We start from the raw sequence: 24,500 nt of genomic DNA on the forward strand, positions 1-24,500 counted from the left end.
GCATGGATGCGGCGTGCCTTTCGTCGCCTGAATTCGCTACAGGCTTTCCGCCGGCAAACATTGGGTAACAAAACTGTGCATGGTCGCATTCATTTGATTCGCGATGATTTTTTTCACGCCTGGGGTATTCTAAGGTCGTGGTGATTCGGATGAACGCTCCACACCATCCGGTCGTTGTTTTGGAATAACGGGGATAGATATGGCTCAGCCAAGTGTAGCGCGTGAACCGTCCATGGAAGAAATTCTGGCCTCCATCCGCCAGATCATCGAAAGCAATGAGCCCGGCGCCGGCAAGGCGATTTCAGCATCCCTGCCGCCGGTCTACGGCGCCGATGAGGATGAGAACGGCTCCGAAATCCATCTGACCGTTGACGATACCTATGCCGGCGTCGAATTTCCTGAACCGGCCATGCGCTCCTCCGATCCGCGTTTCGTTGCCGCCAATTCGGCCGGCACCGCCCCCGAACCTGAAGTGCCGGCCCGCGCGATGTCGCTTGCCGATGTCGCCGCCCGCGTGCGCGCCGCCTCCGAGCGCAGCGCCGTACAGGCCGGTCAGGCACTGCGTGAAATTCCGAGCGCCTTCCGCCAGCCTGAGCCGCAGCCGGTTCTGATGCCGGAGCCGCCGCGCGCCGCAGCGCCGCAGCTGGAGCCCCAGTCGGCGCAGCCCGTTTTCCCTGTTGCTCCCGCGCCGGTTCAGTATGCTCCGGTCCAGCAGCAGCCGGCCGAGCAGATGGTCGTAGAAGCGCCGAAAGTCGCTGTCGCCGAGCCGACGCCTGCCATCGAAGCAGCACCGGCGTTGGAACCTGCCGAGCAGTCATCGGCCGAGCGTTTCCTGCCGAGCGTCATGGAGGAGATCCAGCCGACGCTGCTTTCGGAAGATGCCGGCCTGCAGATCAGCCGCTCCTTCGAGGAGCTCGCCGCCGCGATCGACGGCGCCGAGCGCCGCTCGCTCGACGAGATCGCAGAGGACATGCTGCGCCCGATGTTGCGCGAATGGCTTGATGATAATTTGCCGACGCTGGTCGAGCGGCTGGTGCGCGAGGAAATCGAGCGTGTGGCGCGCGGCCCGCGCCGCTGATCGGATTGCTTTTTTCCTGAAAAGCCGCTCCGGTCTCCGGGGCGGCTTTTTTATTGACTTGGCCGTGCCCATCCTATTTACAAACGCCCATCCTCGAACTTCGAAATTGGTCAGAAAATGCTCGACAAGACCTATGATTCCGCTGCCGTCGAACCGAAAATCGCCGCGAAATGGGATGAGGCGGACGCCTTCCGCGCTGGCGCGAACGCCAGGCCCGGGGCCGAGACCTTCACCATCGTGATCCCGCCGCCGAATGTCACCGGTTCGCTGCACATGGGGCACGCGCTGAACAACACGCTGCAAGACATCCTGGTGCGCTTCGAGCGCATGCGCGGCAAGGACGTGCTCTGGCAGCCGGGCATGGACCACGCTGGCATCGCCACGCAGATGGTCGTCGAGCGCAAGTTGATGGAACAGCAGCTGCCTGGCCGCCGCGAAATGGGCCGCGACGCCTTCATCGACAAGATCTGGGAGTGGAAGGCTGAATCGGGTGGGCTGATCTTCAACCAGCTGAAGCGCCTGGGCGCCTCATGTGATTGGTCGCGTGAGCGTTTCACCATGGACGAAGGCCTGTCGCAGGCCGTTCTCGAAGTATTCGTCACGCTCTACAAGGAAGGCCTGATCTACAAGGACAAGCGCCTCGTCAATTGGGACCCCAAACTGTTGACTGCGATCTCCGACATGGAGGTCGAACAGCAGGAGGTGAAGGGGAATCTCTGGCATCTGCGCTACCCGCTCGAGCCTGGCGTCACCTATCAATATCCGATTGCCTTCGACGAGGAAGGCAAGCCGACCGAATTCGAGACGCGCGACTATATCGTCGTCGCGACGACGCGGCCGGAGACGATGCTGGGCGATACCGGCATTGCCGTGAATCCTGAGGATGAGCGTTATAAGCCGATCGTCGGCAAGCACGTCATCCTGCCGATCGTCGGCCGCCGCATTCCGATTGTTACTGACAGCTACGCCGATCCGACGGCTGGCACCGGCGCCGTCAAGATCACGCCGGCGCATGACTTCAACGACTTCGAGGTCGGCAAGAGGGCGAAGCTGCGCGCTATCAACGTCATGAACGTCGATGGCACGATCGCCATCAAGGAGAACGAGGACTTTCTCGAAGGTCTCGACAATCCGGCGGCGCTTCATGGCGCCTGGGACCGTCTGGAAGGGCAGGACCGTTTCCATGCACGCAAGGTCATCGTCGAGATTTTCGAAGAGGCCGGCCTCCTGGACAAGATCGAGCCGCACAAGCACATGGTCCCGCATGGTGACCGTGGCGGCGTGCCGATCGAGCCGCGGCTGACGGAACAGTGGTTTGTCGACAATAAGACCTTGGGACAACCCGCGCTGGAATCTGTTCGCGAGGGAAGAGCCAGGTTTATCCCGAGGAACTGGGAAAACACCTATTTCAACTGGCTGGAGAACATCGAGCCGTGGTGCATTTCCCGCCAGCTCTGGTGGGGACATCAGATTCCCGCCTGGTACGGCCCGGATGGCCAGGTCTTCGTCGAAAAGACCGAGGAAGAGGCGCTGCAGGCGGCGATCCAGCATTACCTCTCGCATGAGGGGCCGATGAAGGCCTATGTCGAGGACCTGCTCGAAAACTTCAAGCCCGGCGAGATCCTGACGCGTGACGAGGACGTGCTCGACACATGGTTCTCCTCGGCCCTCTGGCCATTCTCGACACTCGGCTGGCCTGACCAGACACCGGAGCTTGCGCGCTACTATCCGACCAATGTTCTGGTCACTGGCTTCGATATCATCCCGTTCTGGGTCGTTCGCATGATGCAGATGGGCCTGCATTTCATGAAGGACGAGAACGGCGATCCTGTCGAACCCTTCCACACGATCTACATTCACGCGCTGGTGCGCGACAAGAATGGGCAGAAGATGTCGAAGTCGAAGGGCAACGTCATCGATCCCTTGGAACTGATCGACGAATATGGCGCTGACGCGTTGCGCTTCACCCTGGCGATCATGGCGGCGCAGGGCCGCGACGTGAAGCTCGATCCGGCCCGTATCGCCGGCTACCGGAATTTCGGCACAAAGCTCTGGAACGCCACGCGTTTTGCCGAGATGAACGGTGCCAAGAGCGACCCGCATTTCGTGCCGGAGGCCGCCGAACTCACCATCAACCGCTGGATCCTGACGGAGCTTGCCCGTACGGAACGTGACGTAACGGAAGCGCTCGAAGCCTTCCGTTTCAACGACGCCGCTGGCGCGCTCTATCGCTTCGTCTGGAACGAGGTCTGCGACTGGTATCTCGAACTGCTGAAGCCGGTGTTCAACGGTGAGGATGAGGGCGCCAAGGCCGAAGCCCAAGCCTGCAGCGCCTATATTCTTGAAGAGATCTACAAGCTGCTGCATCCCTTCATGCCGTTCATGACCGAAGAACTCTGGGGCCATACAGCCGGCGAAGGCAAGGAGCGCGACACGCTGGTCTGCCATGCAGAATGGCCTGCGCCCTCCTATGCCGATGATGGAGCCGCCGACGAGATCAACTGGCTGATCGACCTCGTCTCCGGCATCCGCTCCGTGCGCGCCGAAATGAACGTGCCGCCATCGGCAACGGCGCCGCTCGTCGTCGTCAAGGCCAACAACCTGACCCGCGAAAGGCTGTTCCGCCACGACGCCGCCATCAAGCGGCTTGCGCGCGTGGAAGCGATATCGCTGGCCGATGATGCGCCGAAGGGGGCCGCACAGATCGTCGTCGCCGAGGCCACCATTTGCCTGCCGCTCGGTAATCTGATCGACCTTTCCGCCGAAAAGGCCCGCTTGGAAAAGGCGATCGCCAAGACGGAAGGCGAGATGTCACGCATCAACGGCAAGCTCTCCAACGAGAAGTTCGTCGCCAATGCCAATCCCGAGGTGGTCGAGGCCGAGCGTGAGCGTCTCGAAGAGCTGGAGGGGCAGATCGCAAGCTTGAAGATCGCTCTCTCCAGGGTCAGCGAAGCCGGTTAAGTTTCTCAAGACCCATTTGGTAAGTTATTTCAAAGACGCGCCTTCGCCGGCGCGTCTTTTTTTGTCCTTGTGGCGTGCGTGATTCGGTCCCGAGAACGGCTGGTTTCGGGCTTCCAGCCTGTGGATTGTGGCCTCGAAAGCGTCCGGCCGGCGAAAACCGCTACTGTTGTCGGATTGATACAGCTTCTGCAATGTTTGGAACGAACGCCCAAAAGATGCCCGAAAATCATCCGTCTCCGGAATAAAATTTTATTAACCAGATTTTTTGACGTGTCCGTCAATTTCTTTACGTAAGTTGGCCGCCGCACCGATTGGAAACGTTGTCATGGGGCGCGTTGCCATGTCAGGCGAACACTTACTAGAGTGTCGCCACATCAATTGCTGGAGTGGGGGAGACACAATGGCATCGCGTATGTTTTCCAGGGGCGTGACGTCGCTCGTTCTTCTTTCGTCGCTCGCATCGCCGTCCTTCGCCGGCGGTTTGGAGCGTGGCGGATACAATATCGATCAGCTGTTCGACAATTCGCGGTTTTCCGTTCAATCCGGCGCGACCTATGTCATGCCGCAGCGCAAGCTAAAGAACGTCAAGGACACCAAGGCGAGCGACGGTCTCGGCACCAATGGCGTCGGTGGCGGTTCGACCACCGCCGACGATACCGAGAATTATTGGGTTCCCTATCTCGGCGTGAAGGTCGGTTTCGGCGACGCGATCGATTGCTTGGGCGACTATTCCACACCCTTCGGCGCACATACCAATCCCGGCACTGACTGGCTGGGCGTCAACAACAACATCGAAACCAAGATCAGCACCCGCAATTACGGCCTCACCTGCTCCTATCGTTTCGATATGGGCCCCGGCCAGCTTCGCTTTATCGGTGGCGGCTTCTATCAGATGGTCGAGGGTTTCAAGACCCGCCTCGTCGCGCCTATCACCACACCGCCGGCCTCGCTGATCTATGACGGCACCGGCCGTCTGGAGCTTTCCGACCAGGCCTGGGGATGGCGCGCGGGCCTTGCTTACGAAATCCCGGAATATGCCTTTCGCGCCAGCCTGGTTTACAACAGCAAGGTCAAATATGACGATCTTACAGGCACGGTCGATCTGACCGAGGTGCCGAAGGCCGTCAATCCCGCCAATAAATACCTCGGCGTCGTCACCCCGGTCTATGGTTCGGCCGAAGCCCCCGATTCTGTTGAATTGAAGCTGCAGAGCGGCATTGCGCCGGACTGGCTTGCCTTCGGTTCGGTCAAGTGGACGAACTGGAGCGTGCTGCAGTCGATCGCCTTCTGCCCGAAGGCCAACAAGGGCGTCGTCGCCTGCAACGGCAGCACCCAGCTCACCTCGCTCGATCTCTTCTATCAAGACGGCTGGACGATCGGTGGTGGCGTCGGGCACAAGTTCAACGACCAGTGGGCGGGCGCCGTCAGCCTGACCTGGGATCGCGGCACGAGCCAGGGCTATGGCTCCCAGACCGACACATGGACGCTCGGCGCAGGCGTTTCCTATACGCCGGTCGAGAATGTAGAATGGCGTCTGGCCGGCGCGCTCGGCATCATGACCGGCGGTGAATCCGGCACCTTCGTCTACAAAGGCAAGACCTATGGCGATGACGTCTCCTATTCCTTCGACGACGATCTGGTCGCAGCCCTCTCCACCAGCGTAAAGATCAAGTTCTGATCCTGCGCCTCAAGTAGAAGTCACGGAGCCCGGCAGTTTGCCGGGCTTTTCTTTGGGCGCTCCGCAAGACAAAACGACCTTCTGATTTGTGACGATTCAGCAACACTTTTTTATGGCAGTTGGCGTATGGTGGCGATGGGGCGAATTTGTCCATTTCCCGCCACAAAGAGAGCGCAGCGGTATTTGCAGGCGAGGAGATGGCAGACTTACGGTGCGTGTAATTAGTAGCATGGGTCGAATTTTTTCCGGTAACACCAGATCGTACGGCGCGATTGGCGACAGTCGTTGGATTGCGGCCGTTTTTCCTTCCGAGCAAGGCTGTTCCGGCGGCAGAACTGGCCTGACGATGACATCGTCGATCCACTCACTGTCGTTGTTTTCGCCCCGTTCGCATGAGCAGCCGAGCTTCGCCGTAGAAGTCGATACCGGTTTGGTCACATTTGCTATTTACGAATGCGATAAAGGCGGGAAGGCGGACGCCGCGCCCACCGAAAGAGTGCCACGGAGATTGCAGTCGGACCATGCCGCAGGCCGGGTGGTTCTGAATGACGCGCTGGAAATTCGGTCTTTGAGAAAAGGCCAATCGGCTGGATGCGACGCGGGCAAAGGGGCCATGGAGCTCGCCGCGGGATCGCTCGCCTCGAAGGAATACATCCGCGGTATGCACGGCGTAAGCGCCGCCGCTACCTGCCAGGGATGAACGAAAGAAATCGGTTGAAATGGTGACGTCCGAGTTCAAATTGTTCAAGTTCATGCTGATGGGCATGTCGATGGCCGTGGCGCTGGCACTGACCTGCCCAGCCCGTGCATTCGACATCAAGGCCGGCGTCAACAAGGAATCCGGTCCTTTCGATCTCTTCAAGTTCGGCTTCAAGGCCTATAAGAACGGACAGAAGGAAGAGGCGGTCGAAGCCTATAAATACGCTGCCGAAAAGGGCCATACCGGGTCGCGCTGGGCGCTTGCCAACATGTATGCCGACGGCGATGGCGTCGCGCAGGATGATTTCGAAGCCTTCAAGATCTACAGCGAGATCGCCCAGCAGGGCGTCGAACCCGGTTCGGAAGATACCGGCTTCTTCGTCAACGCGCTGCTCTCGCTCGCCAATTATTACAAGCACGGCATAACCGGCAGCCCTGTTAAGATCGACCTTACCCAGGCCCGTCAGCTCTATTTCCAGGTCGCCTCCACCTTCGGCGTTGCCGAGGCGCAATTCCAGCTGGCCCAGATGATGCTGGCGGGAGAGGGCGGTTCAGCCAGCCCGCAGCAGGCGAAGAAATGGCTGAACCAGGCCCGCAAGAGTGGTCATCCGGGCGCCATGGCCGTCTTTGGCAATATTCTTTTCGACGAAGGCCAGACCGCGCGCGGTCTGGCGCTGATGACGGCAGCACTCGACCGCTGCAAGCCCAAGGATTGCAACTGGATGGAAGCGCTGCAGGAGCAGGCCTTCTCGGTTGCCAACGAAGCCGACCGCCGCACGGCCATATCGCTTTCACACACGATCGCAAGCGGCTCCGACGACTAATGCATGTCGCCTGGACGTGTGCAGCGGTTCCAGGATAACGACATGCTTAAAACAGAGCTTGAGAAAAAACCTCAGGCCGCGAAGTCGAAATAGGCGATCACCGGCACGTGGTCGGATGGCTTTTCCCAGGCCCGCACATGTTTTTCGATCGCCGCTGACGTCATGCGGTCGGCGGCTTCCGGCGACAGCAGCAGATGGTCGATGCGGATGCCGTTATTCTTCGGCCAGGCGCCGGCCTGATAATCCCAGAAGGAATAGAGCTGCGTCGCGTCCGTCGTCGCGCGCACCGCATCCGTCAGGCCGAGGTTTTCGAGCCGGCGGAACGCCTCCCGTGTCTGCGGCAGAAACAGCGCATCGCTTTCCCAGACTTTGGGGTCGAAGCAGTCGTGTGGTTCGGGGATGACGTTGTAGTCGCCGGCAAGGACAAGCATCTCTTCATAGGCGAGCCGTTCGGCCGCGAACGTTCGCAAGCGCTCCATCCAGGCGAGCTTGTAGGGATATTTTTCCGTTTCGACAGGGTTGCCGTTCGGCAGGTAGATGCAGCAGACCCGCAGGATGCGCGAGTCGGCCAGCGTGAACACTGCTTCGAGGAAACGTGCCTGCTCATCCAGCGGATCGCCGGGCAGGCCGCGGTTGACCTCGAACGGTGAACTCTTGGAGAGGATCGCCACGCCGTTGAAGCCCTTCTGGCCGTGCGTCTCGACGTGATAGCCGAGCGCCTCGATCTCCAGCCGGGGAAAGCCTTCGTCCACCGTCTTGATTTCCTGCAGGCAGACAATATCGGGATCGGAATCCTTGAGCCATTGCGTGAGGTTGTCGATGCGCGCCTTGACGCCGTTGATGTTCCAGGTCGCGATCTTCATGGCTCTCCCGTTCCTGTTATTGCATTCCGCCCGGACGTGTGTTCGAAGCGCGACGCGCCTCTTTTATCGCGGTCTTTTACAACAGGACAAGACGATAAACCGGCCGGAAGGAATTCTTCGGCCGGTTCGAGGGAGAAATGTCGTGCGTTCAGATATTCAGATCGAGAAGCTGGTGCCGCAGCCGCAGCTTGCCACCGCATTGGGGTTCTTGATCTGGAAGGATTGGCCGAGAAGATTGTCGACGAAGTCGATCTCCGAACCCGCCATATAGACGAGCGACAGGCTATCGATCAGCACCTTGGCGTCGTTCTTTTCGACGATGATGTCGTCGTCGGCTGCGCTGTCGGCAAGGTCGAACTTGTAGGAAAAGCCCGAACAGCCGCCGCCCTCGACCGAAACGCGCAGCGCGCTCTTGCCCGCCTCCGCGCCGATGATCGCAGCGATGCGCTTTGCCGCGGCGTCCGAAAGGGTTACACTCGTATCCGTCATGTTTCCTCCTGCCGGGGTCAAGATCCGGAGAGAATGGGTTTTGGCACTCGAATGTTCAAATGCCTGATATCTAAGGAACTTATCATGATCCTCGCGAAAAGGCCATGATGCGCAGAAGCGATGAAGAAAGCGCCTCTTTGCCGTTCGTCAGCCTATAGGTATGAAGAGCGCATAGCGGCGTCAATGGGCAGATGCGGCAACAGGCAGAATGACGGTGAAGAATGACGATTGACAGGCGTGCTTTGGGTTTCGGCAACAGCGAAAGGGCAGTCTATGCGGCGGACCCCTGGACGACACGCGGGCGGCTCTACCAGGAGGATGGAAGTCCGACACGCTCCGATTTTCAGCGCGACCGCGACCGTATCGTCCACACCACCGCCTTTCGCCGGCTGAAGCACAAGACCCAGGTCTTCATCGCCCAGGATGGCGATCATTATCGCACCCGGCTCACCCATACGATCGAGGTGGCCCAGATCGCCCGTGCGCTTGCCCGCGCCCTGAAGCTCGATGAGGATCTGGCGGAAGGCGTAGCGCTGGTCCATGATTTCGGCCACACGCCGTTCGGTCATACCGGCGAGGACGCGCTGCACGAAGTGCTGCTGCCCTATGGCGGCTTCGACCACAATGCCCAATCGCTGCGCATCGTGACCAAACTCGAGCGGCGATATGCCGAATTCGATGGCATCAACCTGACATGGGAAAGCCTCGAAGGTCTCGTCAAGCACAATGGTCCGCTGCTGACGCCGGAAGGTGTGGGCACGCGCGGCCCGGTTCCGCAGCCGATCCTCGATTATTGCGAACTGCATGATCTTGAGCTTGCAACCTATGCCAGCCTCGAGGCCCAGGTCGCGGCAATCGCCGACGACATCGCCTATAACACCCACGATATCGACGACGGCCTGCGCTCCGGCTACCTGACTTTCGACATGCTGGAGGAAATACCGTTTCTTGCCGAGCTGATGGCGGAGGTGCGGGAGCGCTATCCGCATCTGGAACCGAGCCGCTTCACCCATGAGATCATGCGCCGCCAGATCACGCGCATGGTCGAGGACGTGATCACCGTCGCGCAGGAGCGCCTTTCCCTCATCCGCCCGCAGAGCGCCGGCGACGTGCGCGCAGCCGACCGGGTTATCGCCACGTTTTCCGAGCAGATGTCCGAAACAGACAAGCAGATCAAGGCGATGCTCTTCAAGCGCATCTACCGCAATCCGGATATCATGCGCATCCGTGCGGGTGCTGCCCAGATCGTCGCCGATCTCTTTGGCGCCTACATGGCCAACCCCAAGGAGATGCAGAGTCACTACTGGGTGGATCATATCGCCGGCCTCTCCGATGCGCCGAAAGCCCGCCATGTCGGTGATTATCTCGCCGGCATGACGGATACCTACGCGATCAGCGCCCACAGGCGATTGTTTGACCACACTCCGGATTTGCGATAGGCAGCGGTCGCCCCGCCGAGGGCCGATTTGCGGACTTTGGCACAGCCTATGCATGGAAGAGTGCGATGAACCTTTTTACCGACTTCGAAGCCAGGATCAAAACCGCCCTTGAACAGATCGATCTGGTCAGGGAAAAGCGATCTGAGCTCGATTTCGGCCGCATCGCCGTCGAGCCGCCGCGCGATGCGAGCCATGGTGACGTCGCGACCAACGCTGCGATGGTGCTGGCAAAGCCGCTCGGCTCCAATCCGCGCGCGCTGGCCGACGTTATCATCGCCAAGCTCAAGGAAGATGCCGACGTCGCCGATGTCTCGGTCGCAGGCCCCGGGTTCATCAACATTCGTCTGTCCGTCGGCTACTGGCAGCGGCTGCTCGCCTCGATGATCGGCGCCGGCACTGAATACGGCCGCTCGACGCTCGGCAATGGGCTGAAGGTCAACGTCGAATATGTCTCGGCCAATCCGACCGGCCCGATGCATGTCGGCCATTGCCGTGGCGCCGTCGTCGGCGATGCGCTCGCCAACTTGCTCGCTTTTGCCGGCTACGGCGTCGAGAAAGAATATTACATCAACGATGCGGGCTCGCAGATCGACGTGCTCGCCCGCTCCGTCTTCCTGCGTTATCGCGAAGCGCTTGGCGAAAAGATCGGCGAGATCCCCTCCGGTCTTTACCCGGGTGATTATCTCGTGCCCGTCGGCCAGTCGCTTGCCGCCGATTACGGCGTGAGGCTGCACAACATGCCGGAAGAGCAGTGGATGCCGATCGTCAAGGATCGCACGATCGACGCGATGATGGTGATGATCCGCGAAGATCTCGCGGCGCTCAATGTCCATCACGACGTCTTCTTCTCCGAACGGACGCTGCATGCCAACGGCGCGGCAGCGATCCGCACCGCGATCAACGACCTGACCTTCAAGGGCTTTGTCTATAAGGGCACCCTGCCGCCGCCGAAGGGCCAGCTTGCCGAGGACTGGGAGGATCGCGAACAGACGCTGTTCCGCTCGACCGAGGTGGGCGACGACATGGACCGGCCGCTGATCAAGTCAGACGGCTCCTACACCTATTTCGCTGCCGACGTTGCGTACTTCAAGAACAAGTTCGACCGTGGCTTTAACGAGATGATCTATGTGCTCGGCGCCGACCATGGCGGCTACGTCAAGCGCTTGGAAGCGGTTGCACGCGGCGTCTCGGATGGTAAGGCGAAGCTGACCGTGCTGCTCTGCCAGCTCGTCAAGCTCTATCGCAACGGCGAGCCGGTGAAGATGTCGAAGCGCTCCGGCGACTTCGTCACACTGCGGGATGTCGTCGAGGAAGTCGGACGTGATTCGGTCCGGTTTATGATGCTTTACCGGAAGAATTCCGAGCCGCTCGACTTCGATTTCGCCAAAGTGACGGAACAATCGAAAGATAATCCGGTTTTTTACGTGCAGTATGCGCATGCCCGTTGCATGTCGGTCTTCCGGCAGGCGAGGGAGGCTTTCCCCGGCCTCGAAGTTTCGCCTGAGGATCTTGCGAAAACCGTTGCTGGCATTGGCGATCCGGCCGAATTGCAGCTTGTCGCCAAGCTTGCCGAATTCCCCCGCGTCGTCGAGGCGGCCGCCCAGTCCCAGGAGCCGCATCGCATCGCTTTTTACCTCTATGACCTCGCAAGTTCGTTCCACGCGCACTGGAACAAAGGTAAAGATCAGACGGAATTACGATTTGTTAATGATAAAAACCGAGAATCAAGTATTGCCAGACTTGGGCTGGTGTACGCCGTCGCGTCGGTTTTGAAGTCGGGACTCGCCATTACAGGCACTGCCGCACCTGACGAAATGCGATAACGTCACCATTTACCCACAATGCGCTGGCATTTGAGCGTTGGCGTTTGCGAGTGGGATAGGCATGGCTGAGAAACAACTTGCGTATGATGCGCGCGGAAAAGACGATCTGTTTGCTGACGACGATCCGTTGGCCGAACTCGCCCGTATCGTTGGTTTCGAGCCGCGCGTAGCGGCAAACACGGTGACCGAAGAACGGCGCGAGCCTGCCCTCGATCTCGAGGAAGAGCTTGTACGCGAGTTCGACCGTTACGACGCTCCGCGTCCGCTTGCAGAGCTCGATCGTCCGGCCGAACCTGCTGCTGAAGATATCGCTCCCGAGGATTATGTCGAGCCCGTTCTTGACGTTTCCCCCGTTGCCGAAAGCGCGGAAGCCCCCGAGCCGGTTTCCGTTACTCCTGCTCCCGCCGAAGAAGCAGCGCTCGCTGCCAAGGGCTGGGACGCGCTCGCTGCCGATTGGGCGGCCGGGCCGCAGCAGCAGCTTTCCGTCGAGCCCGTTGCCGAGGCGCCGGTGCAATCGGCCTTCGGCGGTGCGCGCGATCTGATCGAGGAACTCGAACTTTCGATCGGCGCAGCGCCAGTCTCGTCGATTGCGCAACCCGCCAAGGCGCCGCAATGGTCGGCCGCCAGCATCCGGTTGCCGCTTGCCAATTTCCATGCCGCGAAACGCGAAGAACCGGCTGCTCCGCCGGTGGTGGAGCCGGCTGCCGTGCCGGTGGCTGAGACGTCGTTCGCCGATCTTCCTGAGTTGAAGCCGGAGCCGGTGATCGAGCAGCCTGTGCCCGTCGCCGTTGCCGAACCTTCCGAGGAATTCGAAGCCGTTGCTCCGTCGCTCGGCTTCCCCGCCGAGCTCGATCGCCATGATGAGGTGACGACACCGGAAGAGACTGCCGAGGCCGAGGAATTTGTCGAGATCGAGGACGAACTCCAGGATTTCGGAGACGATGCCGGTTTCGATCTCATCGCCGCCGCCGTCCAAGGCGAGATCCAGGCCGATGCCGCGCTGACGGCGGTCGTGCCCGAAGTGCCGCATACCGCCGGCACGTTCGATCTCGACGATCTGCTTGCCGATGTCTCGCGTTATCCTGTGCCGCAACGCGCCAATCTGGCGCCTGTTGCGTCGCAGCCCGCCGCGATCGAGGCAACGCCCGTCGTTGCAGCCGCGCCTGCACAGCCCGAAGCAATCGTGCCTGCGCCGGCGGCTGCAGCACCCGTCCAGTCCGCTCCGGTCGAGCCGGCGCCGGCCTATTTTGCCGAGGCCGCAAGGCCGATCGCGCCGCAGCTTACCGAGGTCGCTCCGCCGCAGCCTGCCGCAACGTCATATTCGCGGGTGCCGCAGCCGCTAGAGGAAGCCGACGATCCGTTCGCCGGCCATGATTTCGAGCTGGATCTTGCCGACATCGAGCTGGAACTCGCCGATCTCGATTTCTCCGAGCCAGACGTGGAGCCAAAGCCGCAGCCGCAGGCGGTAGCCCCTGCGCCGACGCCTGCAATTCCTGTGCCGCAGCCGGAAATGTCAGCGCGTCCGCAGGCGACTGCCGCGCCTGCAAGCGCCGCACCGGCATTCACTCCCGAGCCGCCGGCTCCAGTTCCGGCTCCGGTTTTCAATTGGGCGCCTGCCGCCGAGTCGACCGAAGACCTGCCGTTTGATCCGGCGATGATCTCCGACCCGGAGGATCGTCCTGAGACCGTCGATGACATGCACGTGCCGGCGCTGCCGCCGGTCGAGCAGCCCGCGCCGGTTGCCAAGACGGCGGATTTTGATTTCGATCTCGATGCGGAAATTGCGAGCTTCTTTGAACCGGCCAAGCCGCGGGAAACACCTGCGCCGGCACGGGATACGGCGGCTGCCGCAGCAAAGCCGGTCAAGCCCACCATTGCCGATGGTCTCGATGATTTCGAGCGGGCGCTGGAGGAGGATTTCCGCCGCAGCGTGCGCGAGCCGGTCGAGCGTCGCGAGAACGTTTCCGAGGTCCGCATCGAATCGGCAAGCCAGGCCGCTGATTTCAGCCGCGCCCGGTCGATGCGCCGTCTGCTTGCCGGAGCCGTCGTGTTCGTGGTCTTTGCCGGCGTCGGTTACGGCATCTATTCCTCCGTCTGGAACGGCGAGGGGCTAGGCATCGTCGCGACCGGCGAGCCGCGCGTGATCGCCGCCGACAAGGAGCCGGTCAAGGTCGTTCCGGAAAATCCGGGCGGCAAGACCGTGCCGAACCAAGACAAGGCCGTCTATGACCGCGTTGCCGGTTCCGCCGAGGAGCCGAAGCAGAAAGCGCTCGTTTCCTCCGATGAGGCGCCTGTCGATGTCGTCCAGCGCACGCTGACGCCGGAAGCATTGCCCGAGGACGATGAGAACGCCGGCGCTAACGACCAGATCACGCCGACCGCAGTTGGCGAGACGGAAGATCCGCGTCTCCTGCCGAACCAGGGCAGTGCCGACAACGGTGCCGCAAGCGATGCCGACAAGACGCCATCCGTTTCACCGCGCAAGGTCCGCACGATGATCGTCAAGCCCGACGGCACGTTGGTCGCTCGCGAAGATCTGGCACCCGTCGACCAGCCCGCGCAATCCGCCCCGGCGCCGCAGTCTGCCCCGGCGCCGCAGTCTGCCCAGGCGACGCAGTCTGCCCAGGCGACATTGCCGGCTCAGCCGGCGTTGGCGGCCCCGTCGACGCCGTCCGTACCTCCTGTCGTCGGAAAGGCCGCAGGCCTCCCGGCAAGCGCCGAGGTTGCTTCCGTCGACGCTCGTTCCGCGGCGCCTGTCGAAACCGCGCCGGCACAGCCGTCGCCTGTCGGCAATGCCGACGCGCAGGCCGCAAATCCAGCCCCGGTCGATGCGCCGGCACGGCCGGTCAAGACCACGGCAATTGTCGATACCGCCCCGGTTCCGATTGCCCGTCCGGCTGAACAGCCCGTCAACGTCGTCAGCACCGTGACCGAGAAGGGCAATGTCCGGCCGCCTGCACAGCAGCCGAAGACGACGCAGGTCGCAGCCGCCGCGCCGGCTGCCGCCCAACCGCAGCAGGCCGCATCGGCCGGCGGCTACGGCCTCCAGATTGCCTCGCTGCCATCGGAAGATGAGGCGAACAAGTCCTATGCCAGCCTGTCGAAGAAGTTCGCCAGCGTACTAAACGGCCGCAACCACGAGATCCGCAAGGCCGATATTGCCGGCAAGGGCACTTTCTACCGTGTCCGCATCCCGGTTGGCTCGAAGGATGAGGCCGCAGCACTCTGCGAACAGTATCGTGCAGCGGGCGGAAGCTGCCTAATCTCCAAATAACATTGGCATATTGAATTAAAAGAGCGGCGGGCCGGATCGTTCCGCCGCTCTTTTTTGTGCATCGCGCCTGGCCCTGCTCGCATTTGGTTCGACGCGGTCTATGATTCGAACATGACCGAATCAAAAGCGATGATCCTTGGCTGCAGCGGCCTTGCCCTCACATCCGAAGAGAAAGCCTTCTACCGGGACGAACGACCCTGGGGCTTCATCCTCTTCGGGCGCAACATTTCCGAAGCACAGCAGATAACCGATCTCGTTGCCGAGATGCGCGAAAGCGTCGGCTGGCATGCGCCGGTGCTGATCGACCAGGAGGGCGGCCGCGTCCAGCGCATCCGCCCGCCGGTTCTGGCGCGATATCCGTCCGGCCAGGCGCTCGGCGATCTCTATCGCCGCGATCGCGCACTCGGCCTGCGCGCCGCGTGGTTGATGTCGCGGCTGCATGCCTTCGACCTTTCAAGCCTCGGCATCGATGTCGATTGCCTGCCGGTGCTCGACGTGCCCGTCGAGGGCAGCAGCAATGTCATCGGCGACCGCGCCTATGGTGACGATCCCGAGACGGTCATCGCAATGGGCCGCGCGGCAGCCGACGGGTTGAAGGCCGGCGGCCTGTTGCCCGTCATGAAGCATATGCCGGGCCATGGTCGCGGCTTTGCGGATTCGCATCTGGAATTGCCCGTCGTCACCGTTCCTCGCGAAGAGCTGGAGGCCCATGATTTTCCGCCCTTCGTCGCGATGAAGGACGAACTGATGGCGATGACCTGCCACGTCGTCTTCACATCAATCGACCCTGACAATCCGGCGACGACCTCACGCAAGGTGATCGACGGCGTCATCCGGCAGCATATCGGTTTCAAGGGCCTTTTGCTCTCAGACGATAGCTCGATGAACGCGCTTTCCGGCACGATCGGCGAAAGAGCGGCGAATATCATTGCAGGCGGATGCGATATCGTGCTGCATTGCAATGGCAAGATGGACGAGATGCTGGATGTCGTGGCAAATGTTCCGCCGCTCGCTGGCCTGTCGCTTGAACGCGCAAAAGCGGTGGAGGCAGGCTTCAAGGCGCCGGATGCGGCCGACGAAGTGAAATTGAGGATGGAATTCGGGGCGATGTTTGCGACAGTCTGATCGTAAGGGAGCAGTTGAGTGAACACGGTCAAGGGCACGGAACGCCCCCACGCGGCAACGCCGATGGACAAGCTGTGGCAGGATAATGGCGCCGAGCGCGCCAGCCACGAGCCGGGGCTGGTGATCGACGTCGCCGGCTTCGAAGGCCCGCTCGACCTGCTACTCTATCTCGCCCGCAACCAGAAGGTCGACCTGTCGCGCATTTCGGTGCTGGCGCTCGCCGAACAATATTTGCAGTTCGTCGAAAGCGCCCGGCGCATCCGCATCGAGCTTGCCGCCGATTATCTCGTCATGGCGGCCTGGCTCGCCTATCTGAAGTCGCGGCTGCTCATTCCCCAGCAGGTCAAGGACGATGGTCCCTCGGGCGAGGAGATGGCGGCGACGCTTGCCTTTCGCCTGAAACGCCTCGAAGCCATGCGCCAGGCTGCGGAGGGCCTTGTCAACCGCAACCGCCTCGGCCGCGATATCTTCGCCCGCGGTGCGCCCGAGCATATTCCCGACCGGCAGCAATCCGCCTATATGGCGAGCCTCTATGATCTCTTGACCGCCTATGCGGCGCTGCGCCAGCGCAATGCCGTCACCCAGGTGACGATCGAAAGGCGCAGCGTCTGGTCGCTGACCGATGCCCGCGAGCTGCTGACCCAGATGATCGGTGAGGTCGGCGACTGGACGGCGATGGAACATTATCTGCTGCGCTACCTCGCGACACCCGAGGAACGCGTGACGGCAATCGCCAGCGCCTTTGCCGCCTCGCTGGAGCTGGTGCGCGAGGGCAAGCTCGAAATCCGCCAGGACGGCGCCTTTCAGCCGATATATATGCGTCGTGGTCCCAAACACGCCACGCTGCAGGTGGTGGAGCAGGAGCAGCCGGTTTGATCGATCCCAGGGGTGAAGCGGATTTCGAGGGCGATTTCCAAGACAGAAGCCGCGAACTGCAGGCCGAGATCGAGGCCGAGCGCATCGCTGAGGCGCTGGTCTTCGCTTCCTCGCAGCCGGTTCCCGAAGCCTTCCTCGCTGAGCGCCTGCCCAGCGGCGCCGACATCCGTGCGATCATGCTGCGCCTGAAGGAGCAATATGCCCCGCGCGGCGTCAATCTCGTGCAGATCGAGGGCGCCTGGGCCTTCCGCACCGCCGCCGACCTCTCCTTCGTCATCCGCCGTGACGACAACGAGGTGAAGAAGCTTTCGCGCGCCGCATTGGAAGTTCTGGCGATCATCGCTTATCACCAGCCGGTGACGCGCGCCGAGATCGAAGATATCCGAGGCGTCCAAACCTCGCGCGGCACGCTCGATGTGCTGATGGAAGCCGGCTGGGTGCGGTTTCGTGGCCGCCGGCGCACGCCGGGCCGGCCGGTAACTTTGGGCACGACACGCGATTTCCTTGACCATTTCGGCCTCGAGGAGCTGCGCGACCTGCCCGGTCTCGAAGAATTGAAGGGCGCAGGCTTGCTGTCGGGCCGTATCCCTGCGAATTTCAATATTCCCTCGCCGTTGATGAACGACGAACTGACCGAGGACGAAGACCCGATCACGCAGATGGACCTCGAGGAATTGGGGTTGCTGGCGCCACGCGGCACCTCCGAAGATTGAGGGGCTTACGTCTTGCTTTTGCCATGCATGGCGAAAACAATAGGGGCCACCACTTTTCGATGGGTCAATGGCTTGTCACAAAGGGCGATACCGTGACATTAAGCTCAGTTCAAAGGGCTTGATGTTGGAAACGGTGTCGGAAATCCTTACATCGTGGGAACATAGAAACAGGGAGTTAGCGTAATGGGTTCTTTTAGCATGTGGCACTGGCTGATCGTTCTGGTCATCGTGCTGTTGTTGTTCGGTCGCGGCAAGATTCCGGAACTGATGGGCGACGTTGCCAAGGGCATCAAGAGCTTCAAGAAGGGTATGACGGACGAAGACGCGCCGGAAACAGCAAAGACCGTCGATCACAAGGCCGACGAAACGAAATAACCAAGTCCGGGAAAAAGCGCAGCCCCCGCGCTTCCCGTCCAGGAGCCTTGCATGTTCGATATTGGCTGGACCGAGCTTTTGGTCATCGCGGTCGTACTGATCGTGGTTGTCGGTCCCAAGGATTTGCCGCCGATGCTGCGCGCTTTCGGCAAAATGACTCAGCGTGCCCGCAAGGTGGCGGGTGAATTTCGTGCGCAGTTCGACGAAGCGTTGCGCGAAGCTGAGCTTGACGATGTTCGCCAGACGATCAGCGACGCCCAGAAGCTCAACCCGGTCAACAGCCTGCGCGAAGCCATGAACCCGCTTCGCCAGATGGGCAACGAGATCAAGGCCGACCTGCAGAAGTCGACCACGGTCACGGAAAACAAGACCGAGTTGCCGGCCGATGCCGTCGCGGCCCCGACGCCGTCGATGAGCCTGCCGGAAACGCCTCCGCTGGTGCCGACGCCGGAACCGGCCGCCGCAGCGGTCGTCCAGGCCAATGCGGTTGCCGACAAGCCGAAACCCGTGCGCAAGCCGCGCGCCAAGGCTGCTGAAAAGGTTGATGCGGTGACCGCTTTTGCTCCGTCGGTCGAAAAACCGAAGCGCACGACGGCAGCCAGAAAGCCAGCAACGCCGAAGAAGCCGGCGCAGACGAAGAAGGACGAGGCATGAGCGGTGAAACCGAAGACAAGCCGCAGCCGTTGATCGAGCACCTGATGGAGCTGCGCACGCGGCTGATATGGTCGATCGGCGCGTTTTTCGTCGCCTTCATCGTCTGCTTCTTCTTTGCCAAGCACCTCTTCAACTATCTCGTCATTCCCTACAAGACGGCCGTCCAGTGGGCTGGTCTCGACGTCGAGAAAGCCCAGCTCATCTACACCGCACCGCAGGAATTCTTCTTCACGCAGGTCAAGGTCGCGATGTTCGGCGGCCTGGTCGTCGCTTTCCCGATCATTGCCGCCCAGGTCTACAAATTCGTGGCGCCGGGCCTCTACAAGAATGAGCGCCAGGCCTTCCTGCCGTTCCTGATTGCCTCGCCGGTCCTGTTCCTGATGGGCGGCGCGCTCGTCTATTTCTTCTTCACGCCGATGGTCATGTGGTTCTTCCTGTCGATGCAGCAGGCGCCGGGCCATGACGAGGTGGCGATCTCGCTGATGCCCAAGGTCTCGGAATATCTGAGCCTCATCATGACGCTGGTCTTCTCCTTCGGCCTGGTCTTCCAGCTGCCTGTGGTCACCACGCTTCTGGCCCGTGTCGGTCTCCTGACGTCGCAATGGCTCGCCGAGAAACGCAAGTTCGCGATTGTACTCGCCTTCATCGTCGCTGCCGTGCTGACGCCGCCCGATCCGATGTCCCAGATCGGCCTTGCGCTGCCGACGATCCTTCTCTACGAGATTTCAATCCATGCGGCGCGACTCGTGGAGCGCCAGCGTGCCCGGCAGGCGGTCGAAGAGGGCACCGGATCTGCGGACGTTGCCAAGACCGACAGCGTCTGAGCGGCAATTCCGGAAATCCCTTCATGAACGCCGTTTAACATCCGAGGCCCGGTCAGGTTTTGGCCGGGTCATTTCTGTTGCAACGACCTGGAACGACGATGCTCGATATCAAATGGATCCGTGAGAATCCCGAAGCGCTCGATGCCGCCCTTGCCAAACGCGGTGCGGAGCCTCTGGCCCAAAGTCTCGTCGCCCTCGATGAAAAGCGCCGCTCCGCCGTGCAGAAGGCGCAGGATTTGCTCTCCCGCCGCAACGCCGCCTCCAAGGAGATCGGGGCGGCCATGGCGCAAAAGAACACCGAGCTTGCTGAAAAACTGAAGGCAGAGGTCGCCGATATCAAGGAGACGCTTCCTGCAGCCGAGGAGGAGGAGCGCGCGCTTTCCGCCGAGCTCAACGACGCGCTCTCACGCATTCCGAACGTGCCGTTCGACGAAGTCCCTGTCGGCAAGGACGAGCACGACAACGTCGTCACCCGCGTCGTCGGCGAAAAGCCGCGCTGGAACCACACGCCTAGGGAACACTTCGAAATCGGCGAAGCGCTCGGCTACATGGATTTCGAGCGCGCCGCCAAACTCTCCGGCTCGCGCTTCACGGTTTTGACCGGACAACTCGCCAGACTCGAGCGCGCGCTCGGCCTGTTCATGATCGACCTCCACACCAGGGAGCATGGCTATACCGAAGTCAGCTCGCCGCTGATGGTGCGCAGTGAGGCGCTCTTCGGCACCGGCAACCTGCCGAAGTTCGAAGAGGATCTCTTCAAGACGACGGATGGCCGCTATCTCATTCCGACGGCCGAGGTGACGCTCACCAACCTGGTGCGCGAGGAGATCCTCGACCAGGAGAAACTCCCGCTGCGCTTCACCGCGTTGACGCCCTCCTTCCGCTCGGAAGCGGGCTCCGCCGGCCGCGATACGCGCGGCATGCTGCGCCAGCATCAGTTCTGGAAATGCGAACTTGTCTCGATCACCGATGCCGAAAGCGCCGTTGCCGAGCATGAACGGATGACCGCCTGCGCCGAGGAGGTGCTGAAGCGCCTCGGCCTGCATTTCCGCACGATGACGCTTTGCACCGGCGATATGGGCTTCGGCTCGCGCAAGACTTACGATCTCGAAGTCTGGCTGCCGGGGCAGAATGCCTTCCGCGAAATTTCCTCCTGCTCGGTCTGCGGCGATTTCCAGGCCCGGCGGATGAATGCGCGCTATCGCGGCAAGGAGGACAAGAGCAACAAATTCGTTCACACGCTGAACGGTTCCGGCACCGCTGTCGGCCGCTGCCTGATCGCCGTCCTCGAAAATTATTTGAACGAGGATGGTTCGGTCACGATTCCGGACGTTTTGCTGCCCTATATGGGCGGCTTGACCAAGATCGAACGGGCGGCCTGAGACGATGCGCATCCTGCTTACGAATGATGACGGCATTCACGCCGAAGGTCTTGCCGCGTTGGAGCGGATTGCGCGCACACTGTCCGACGATGTCTGGATCGTGGCGCCGGAGACGGACCAGAGCGGCCTTGCCCACTCGCTGAGCCTTTCCGAACCGCTGCGGCTGCGCAAGGTTTCCGACAAGCATTTCGCGCTACGCGGCACGCCGACCGATTGCGTCATCATGGGCATCCGGCAGGTGATGGACATCAAGCCCGATCTCGTTCTCTCCGGCGTCAATTCGGGCTCGAACGTTGCCGACGACGTAACCTATTCCGGCACGATCGCCGGCGCCATCGAAGGCACGATGCAGGGCGTGCGTTCCTTTGCGCTGAGCCAGGCCTATCTCCATGAGGACGGCGCGCGCCTCGTGCCGTGGGAGGTCTGCGAAACGCATGCACCAGCGCTGCTTGAGAAGCTGATGGGCCTGGACCTGCCGGATGGCACCTTCCTCAATCTGAATTTCCCGAACTGCCGCCCCGAGGAGGTTGATGGCGCTGAGGTGACCATGCAGGGCAAGCTCGCGTTCAACCTGCAGGTCGACGCCCGCTCCGATGGCCGGGGTTTCCCCTATTACTGGCTGAAGTTCGGCGAACGCGCCGGCGCCTTCATCGAAGGCACGGATATTCACGCCCTGAAGCATAACAAGATTTCGGTAACGCCTTTGAAACTGGATCTGACCGATTATTCCGTGACGGACCGCGTGGCGCGGGCTTTGGGATACGGAGCACAGGTTTGACGGCAAGACTGGCGGAGAAGGAGGGCTTTGCAGCGCTCGTCCTCAGATTGCGTGCCGAAGGCATCTCCGACCTCGATTTGCTGACGGCGGTCGAGCAGACGCAGCGCTCGCTGTTCGTGCCGCCGCAATTTGCCGACGACGCCTATTCGAGCCGCACGATCCCGATCGAATGCGGTTCCTTCCTCGAAGGCATCGATTTTGTGGTCCGCATCCTGCATCACCTGAAACTCAAGCCGGGACAGCGCGTTCTGGAGATCGGCACCGGCAGCGGCTTCACCGCAGCGGTGATGGGTCGTCTGGCCGAGCGCGTCCTGTCCATCGATCGTTACAAGACGCTGACGACGGCCGCCCAGCGGCGCATGGAAACGCTCGGGTTACGCAACGTCGTCATCCGCCATGCGGATGGCAGCGCCGGCATGCAGGGCGAGGGCACCTTCGACCGCATCCTGGTGACATCAGCCTTCAATTCGATGCCGCGCTTTTATACCGATCAGCTCGTTTCCGGCGGCTCGATGATTGCGCCGCTGATGATCTCCGAGAATGAATGCCGGATGGTGCGGCTGACAAAAACCGGCAGCCGGTTCGAGCGCGAGGAACTGTTCGAAGCGCCTTACCTGCCGATCGTCCCGCGGCTTGCCTCGCTGCTCTAGATGCGGATGATTTCAGGCCGGATCGGCATGAAATCTGAATCCGCATCTCCATCAAAAAAAGAGAGCATGATGTCGTCCGAAAACCGCTCACACTTTTCGGCATTATGCTCTGCGCACTGCGATTTTTCACCCGTAAGCTATGGTTATCAACTTCTCAAAAATATCGCACTGATTCCAGCATCTTAACCGCGTGGTAATACTAACGCGTTTTAATAGACTCACAAATGGTTGCGTTCTCAGTGGGTCGAGTCATGCGTTTCAGTCTTTCGCCGAAGTTCGGGAAGTCGGCCAGTAATCTTCTGGTTGTTGGTCTGCTGGCGAGTGCCGCAACGGGCTGTAGTTCCGATGTGACACGGTTCGGCGGCTTGTTTTCCTCCTCAGGGCAGGATCAGATCACCACCAGTTCCATTCCGCGCAGGGGTGGTCCTCAGGTCGATCCGGTGCCACGCGCCGATCTCGGCGGCTCGGCCGTTGCCAGCCAGTCCGGTTACGGCAGCGGCAACGGCGCGATGGGTCAGTCCTATCCGTCGCGTCCGAGCTATGACCCCATCCGCACTTCGAATTCGAGTGCACGTATGGCTTCCGCGCCGGTTTCGGTGCAGCGTTCCGAGCTTGCCGCGCCGACGGCAGTAGCACCCTCCCGCCAGCGGGAGAGGGAAGTTGCGCTCGCCCAGCCTTTCCCGTCAATGCCCCAGGCTGAAAAGCCCCGGCTGGTGGCGCCGGCCGCGCCGAAGGCCACTACCGATTCTTTGACGACGGGCACGACGCCGAAAGTTTCCGGCTGGTCGGCGACCAACGCCCCTTCCGTGACGCTGCGTCCCGGTGAAAGCGTTGCGATACTCTCCAGGCGCTTCGGTGTTCCGGAGAACGAAATCCTGCGTGTCAACAATCTGAAGACGGCATCGGCCGCCAAGCCTGGCCAGGCAATTCTGATCCCGACCTTCAACGGCGGCAATGCTGCCAAGGCGGCATCGCAGACGGCCGACCTCTCCAAGCCGGGCAAGGTGCCCGAGTCGCCCAAGGCGCCGGAGCAGAACGTCGCCGTCGTTCCCGGTGCAAATTCCGCCCGCGACAAGACCACGGCGAGCGCCGATTCCACCGGCAAACTTCCTGCCGGCGCCGGTAAGGATCCGAAGGCACCCGCCGGCTCCTATGTCGTCAAGCAGGGCGATTCGCTTGCCAAGATCGCCAAGGCGACCGGTGCGGATATCGACGATCTCAAGGCTGCCAACAATCTCTCGGCCAACTCGCTGCGTGTCGGCCAGGCCCTGAAGATCCCGAACGGTACCGCCGACACGATCAAGACCGCTTCGATCCCGGCCGAGAAGGCCGATCCGAAGCCGGCTCAGGCCGCACCTGTCCAGCAGACGGCTTCCATTCAACCGGCGCCCTACAAGGCGCCGACTGCCACCCAGACTGTCGATGATGTCGAGAAGAAGTCTGACGTCAGCTCCGCCGCGCCGGAATCGACCGGTATCGGCAAGTATCGTTGGCCGGTGCGCGGCCAGGTCATTGCCGCCTATGGCGCCAACGTCAACGGCAACCGCAATGACGGCATCGATATCTCGGTCCCGCAGGGCACGCCGATCAAGGCTGCCGAAAACGGTGTCGTCATCTATGCCGGCAACGGCCTCAAGGAACTCGGCAATACGGTTCTCGTCCGTCATGACGACGGTACCGTCACCGTCTACGGCAACGCCGATACGCTGAACGTCACCCGCGGCCAGAAGATCCAGCGCGGCCAGACCGTCGCGGTCTCCGGCATGAGCGGCGACGTCAAGCAGCCGCAGGTCCATTTCGAGGTGCGCAAGGATGCGTCCCCGGTCAATCCCATGACTTTCCTGGAATAGGTACAGCGTACCAGGAAGCGCAAAAGCCCGGCCATCCGCCGGGCTTTTGTCATTTGGGGCATGACGCAATTTCATCGCATCCGGCTTCGACGCAAATTCGTCGTTGGAGATCGTTGCTGTACGCATTGGGGACATTGGGCGGATG

20 protein-coding genes are annotated in these 24,500 nt (G+C 61.4%); 18 read left to right on the forward strand and 2 right to left on the reverse strand.

Annotated elements, in window-relative coordinates:
* Positions 1–199 precede the first annotated feature (199 nt).
* The 5 genes from EFQ99_RS10295 to exoR all read left to right on the forward strand — a co-directional run bounded on the left by EFQ99_RS10295 (position 200) and on the right by exoR (position 7,240).
* Complete coding sequence (locus tag EFQ99_RS10295; protein ID WP_126920947.1) at positions 200–1,078, forward strand: DUF2497 domain-containing protein; 879 nt, start codon at positions 200–202, stop codon at positions 1,076–1,078.
* 117 nt (positions 1,079–1,195) lie between these two features.
* The gene (locus tag EFQ99_RS10300; protein ID WP_126920948.1) at positions 1,196–4,039 is read left to right on the forward strand and encodes a valine--tRNA ligase; all 2,844 of its coding nucleotides are present in this window, start codon (positions 1,196–1,198) and stop codon (positions 4,037–4,039) included.
* A 400-nt stretch (positions 4,040–4,439) separates the two neighbouring features.
* On the forward strand, positions 4,440–5,717 hold the full coding sequence (locus EFQ99_RS10305) for an OmpP1/FadL family transporter (protein ID WP_126920949.1): 1,278 nt from the start codon (positions 4,440–4,442) through the stop codon (positions 5,715–5,717).
* 229 nt (positions 5,718–5,946) lie between these two features.
* The gene (locus tag EFQ99_RS10310; protein WP_126920950.1) at positions 5,947–6,417 is read left to right on the forward strand and encodes a hypothetical protein; all 471 of its coding nucleotides are present in this window, start codon (positions 5,947–5,949) and stop codon (positions 6,415–6,417) included.
* Positions 6,418–6,436: 19 nt separating this feature from the next.
* On the forward strand, positions 6,437–7,240 hold the full coding sequence (exoR, locus tag EFQ99_RS10315) for an exopolysaccharide production regulator ExoR (RefSeq protein ID WP_126823514.1): 804 nt from the start codon (positions 6,437–6,439) through the stop codon (positions 7,238–7,240).
* A gap of 71 nt (positions 7,241–7,311) precedes the next feature.
* On the opposite strand, the gene xth is transcribed toward exoR, so the two are convergent.
* Both xth and erpA read right to left on the reverse strand, forming a co-directional pair.
* On the reverse strand, positions 7,312–8,103 hold the full coding sequence (gene xth, locus EFQ99_RS10320; RefSeq protein ID WP_126920951.1) for an exodeoxyribonuclease III: 792 nt from the start codon (positions 8,101–8,103) through the stop codon (positions 7,312–7,314).
* A 156-nt stretch (positions 8,104–8,259) separates the two neighbouring features.
* Positions 8,260–8,592: an iron-sulfur cluster insertion protein ErpA gene (gene erpA, locus EFQ99_RS10325; RefSeq protein ID WP_004674150.1), complete on the reverse strand. Its 333-nt coding sequence runs from the start codon at positions 8,590–8,592 to the stop codon at positions 8,260–8,262.
* A gap of 221 nt (positions 8,593–8,813) precedes the next feature.
* On the opposite strand from erpA, the gene EFQ99_RS10330 reads away from it, so the two are divergent.
* From EFQ99_RS10330 to EFQ99_RS10390, 13 genes are all read left to right on the forward strand, one after another.
* Positions 8,814–10,031 carry a deoxyguanosinetriphosphate triphosphohydrolase gene (locus tag EFQ99_RS10330; protein ID WP_126920952.1) on the forward strand — a complete coding sequence of 406 codons (1,218 nt, stop codon included), beginning with the start codon at positions 8,814–8,816 and terminating at the stop codon, positions 10,029–10,031.
* A gap of 65 nt (positions 10,032–10,096) precedes the next feature.
* The gene (gene argS, locus EFQ99_RS10335; protein WP_126920953.1) at positions 10,097–11,854 is read left to right on the forward strand and encodes an arginine--tRNA ligase; all 1,758 of its coding nucleotides are present in this window, start codon (positions 10,097–10,099) and stop codon (positions 11,852–11,854) included.
* A gap of 61 nt (positions 11,855–11,915) precedes the next feature.
* The gene (locus tag EFQ99_RS10340; protein WP_126920954.1) at positions 11,916–15,128 is read left to right on the forward strand and encodes an SPOR domain-containing protein; all 3,213 of its coding nucleotides are present in this window, start codon (positions 11,916–11,918) and stop codon (positions 15,126–15,128) included.
* Between the two features lie 111 nt (positions 15,129–15,239).
* The gene (gene nagZ, locus EFQ99_RS10345) at positions 15,240–16,253 is read left to right on the forward strand and encodes a beta-N-acetylhexosaminidase (RefSeq protein WP_126920955.1); all 1,014 of its coding nucleotides are present in this window, start codon (positions 15,240–15,242) and stop codon (positions 16,251–16,253) included.
* 18 nt (positions 16,254–16,271) lie between these two features.
* Positions 16,272–17,129, forward strand: a complete 858-nt coding sequence (locus EFQ99_RS10350; RefSeq protein WP_126920956.1) for a segregation and condensation protein A — start codon at positions 16,272–16,274, stop codon at positions 17,127–17,129.
* Positions 17,126–17,842, forward strand: coding sequence for an SMC-Scp complex subunit ScpB (gene scpB / locus EFQ99_RS10355; protein ID WP_126920957.1), 717 nt, complete (start codon positions 17,126–17,128; stop codon positions 17,840–17,842). The genes EFQ99_RS10350 and scpB overlap by 4 nt, the downstream gene beginning before the upstream one ends.
* 183 nt (positions 17,843–18,025) lie before the next feature.
* Positions 18,026–18,217 (forward strand): twin-arginine translocase TatA/TatE family subunit, encoded by a 192-nt coding sequence (locus EFQ99_RS10360; protein WP_064709192.1) that lies wholly within the window; start codon positions 18,026–18,028, stop codon positions 18,215–18,217.
* Between the two features lie 51 nt (positions 18,218–18,268).
* Positions 18,269–18,871, forward strand: coding sequence for a Sec-independent protein translocase protein TatB (gene tatB / locus EFQ99_RS10365; RefSeq protein WP_126920958.1), 603 nt, complete (start codon positions 18,269–18,271; stop codon positions 18,869–18,871).
* Positions 18,868–19,695 (forward strand): twin-arginine translocase subunit TatC, encoded by an 828-nt coding sequence (tatC, locus tag EFQ99_RS10370; RefSeq protein WP_126920959.1) that lies wholly within the window; start codon positions 18,868–18,870, stop codon positions 19,693–19,695. The genes tatB and tatC overlap by 4 nt, the downstream gene beginning before the upstream one ends.
* Before the next feature lie 98 nt (positions 19,696–19,793).
* Positions 19,794–21,077 (forward strand): serine--tRNA ligase, encoded by a 1,284-nt coding sequence (gene serS / locus EFQ99_RS10375; protein WP_126920960.1) that lies wholly within the window; start codon positions 19,794–19,796, stop codon positions 21,075–21,077.
* A gap of 4 nt (positions 21,078–21,081) precedes the next feature.
* Complete coding sequence (surE, locus tag EFQ99_RS10380) at positions 21,082–21,855, forward strand: 5'/3'-nucleotidase SurE (RefSeq protein ID WP_126920961.1); 774 nt, start codon at positions 21,082–21,084, stop codon at positions 21,853–21,855.
* Positions 21,852–22,505, forward strand: a complete 654-nt coding sequence (locus tag EFQ99_RS10385) for a protein-L-isoaspartate(D-aspartate) O-methyltransferase (protein ID WP_126920962.1) — start codon at positions 21,852–21,854, stop codon at positions 22,503–22,505. Before surE ends, EFQ99_RS10385 begins: the two co-directional genes overlap by 4 nt.
* Positions 22,506–22,756: 251 nt before the next feature.
* Complete coding sequence (locus EFQ99_RS10390) at positions 22,757–24,355, forward strand: peptidoglycan DD-metalloendopeptidase family protein (protein ID WP_126920963.1); 1,599 nt, start codon at positions 22,757–22,759, stop codon at positions 24,353–24,355.
* The last annotated feature ends 145 nt before the right edge of the window (positions 24,356–24,500 follow it).

This window comes from Rhizobium vallis, assembly GCF_003985155.1.
GTDB classification, from domain to species: domain Bacteria; phylum Pseudomonadota; class Alphaproteobacteria; order Rhizobiales; family Rhizobiaceae; genus Rhizobium; species Rhizobium vallis.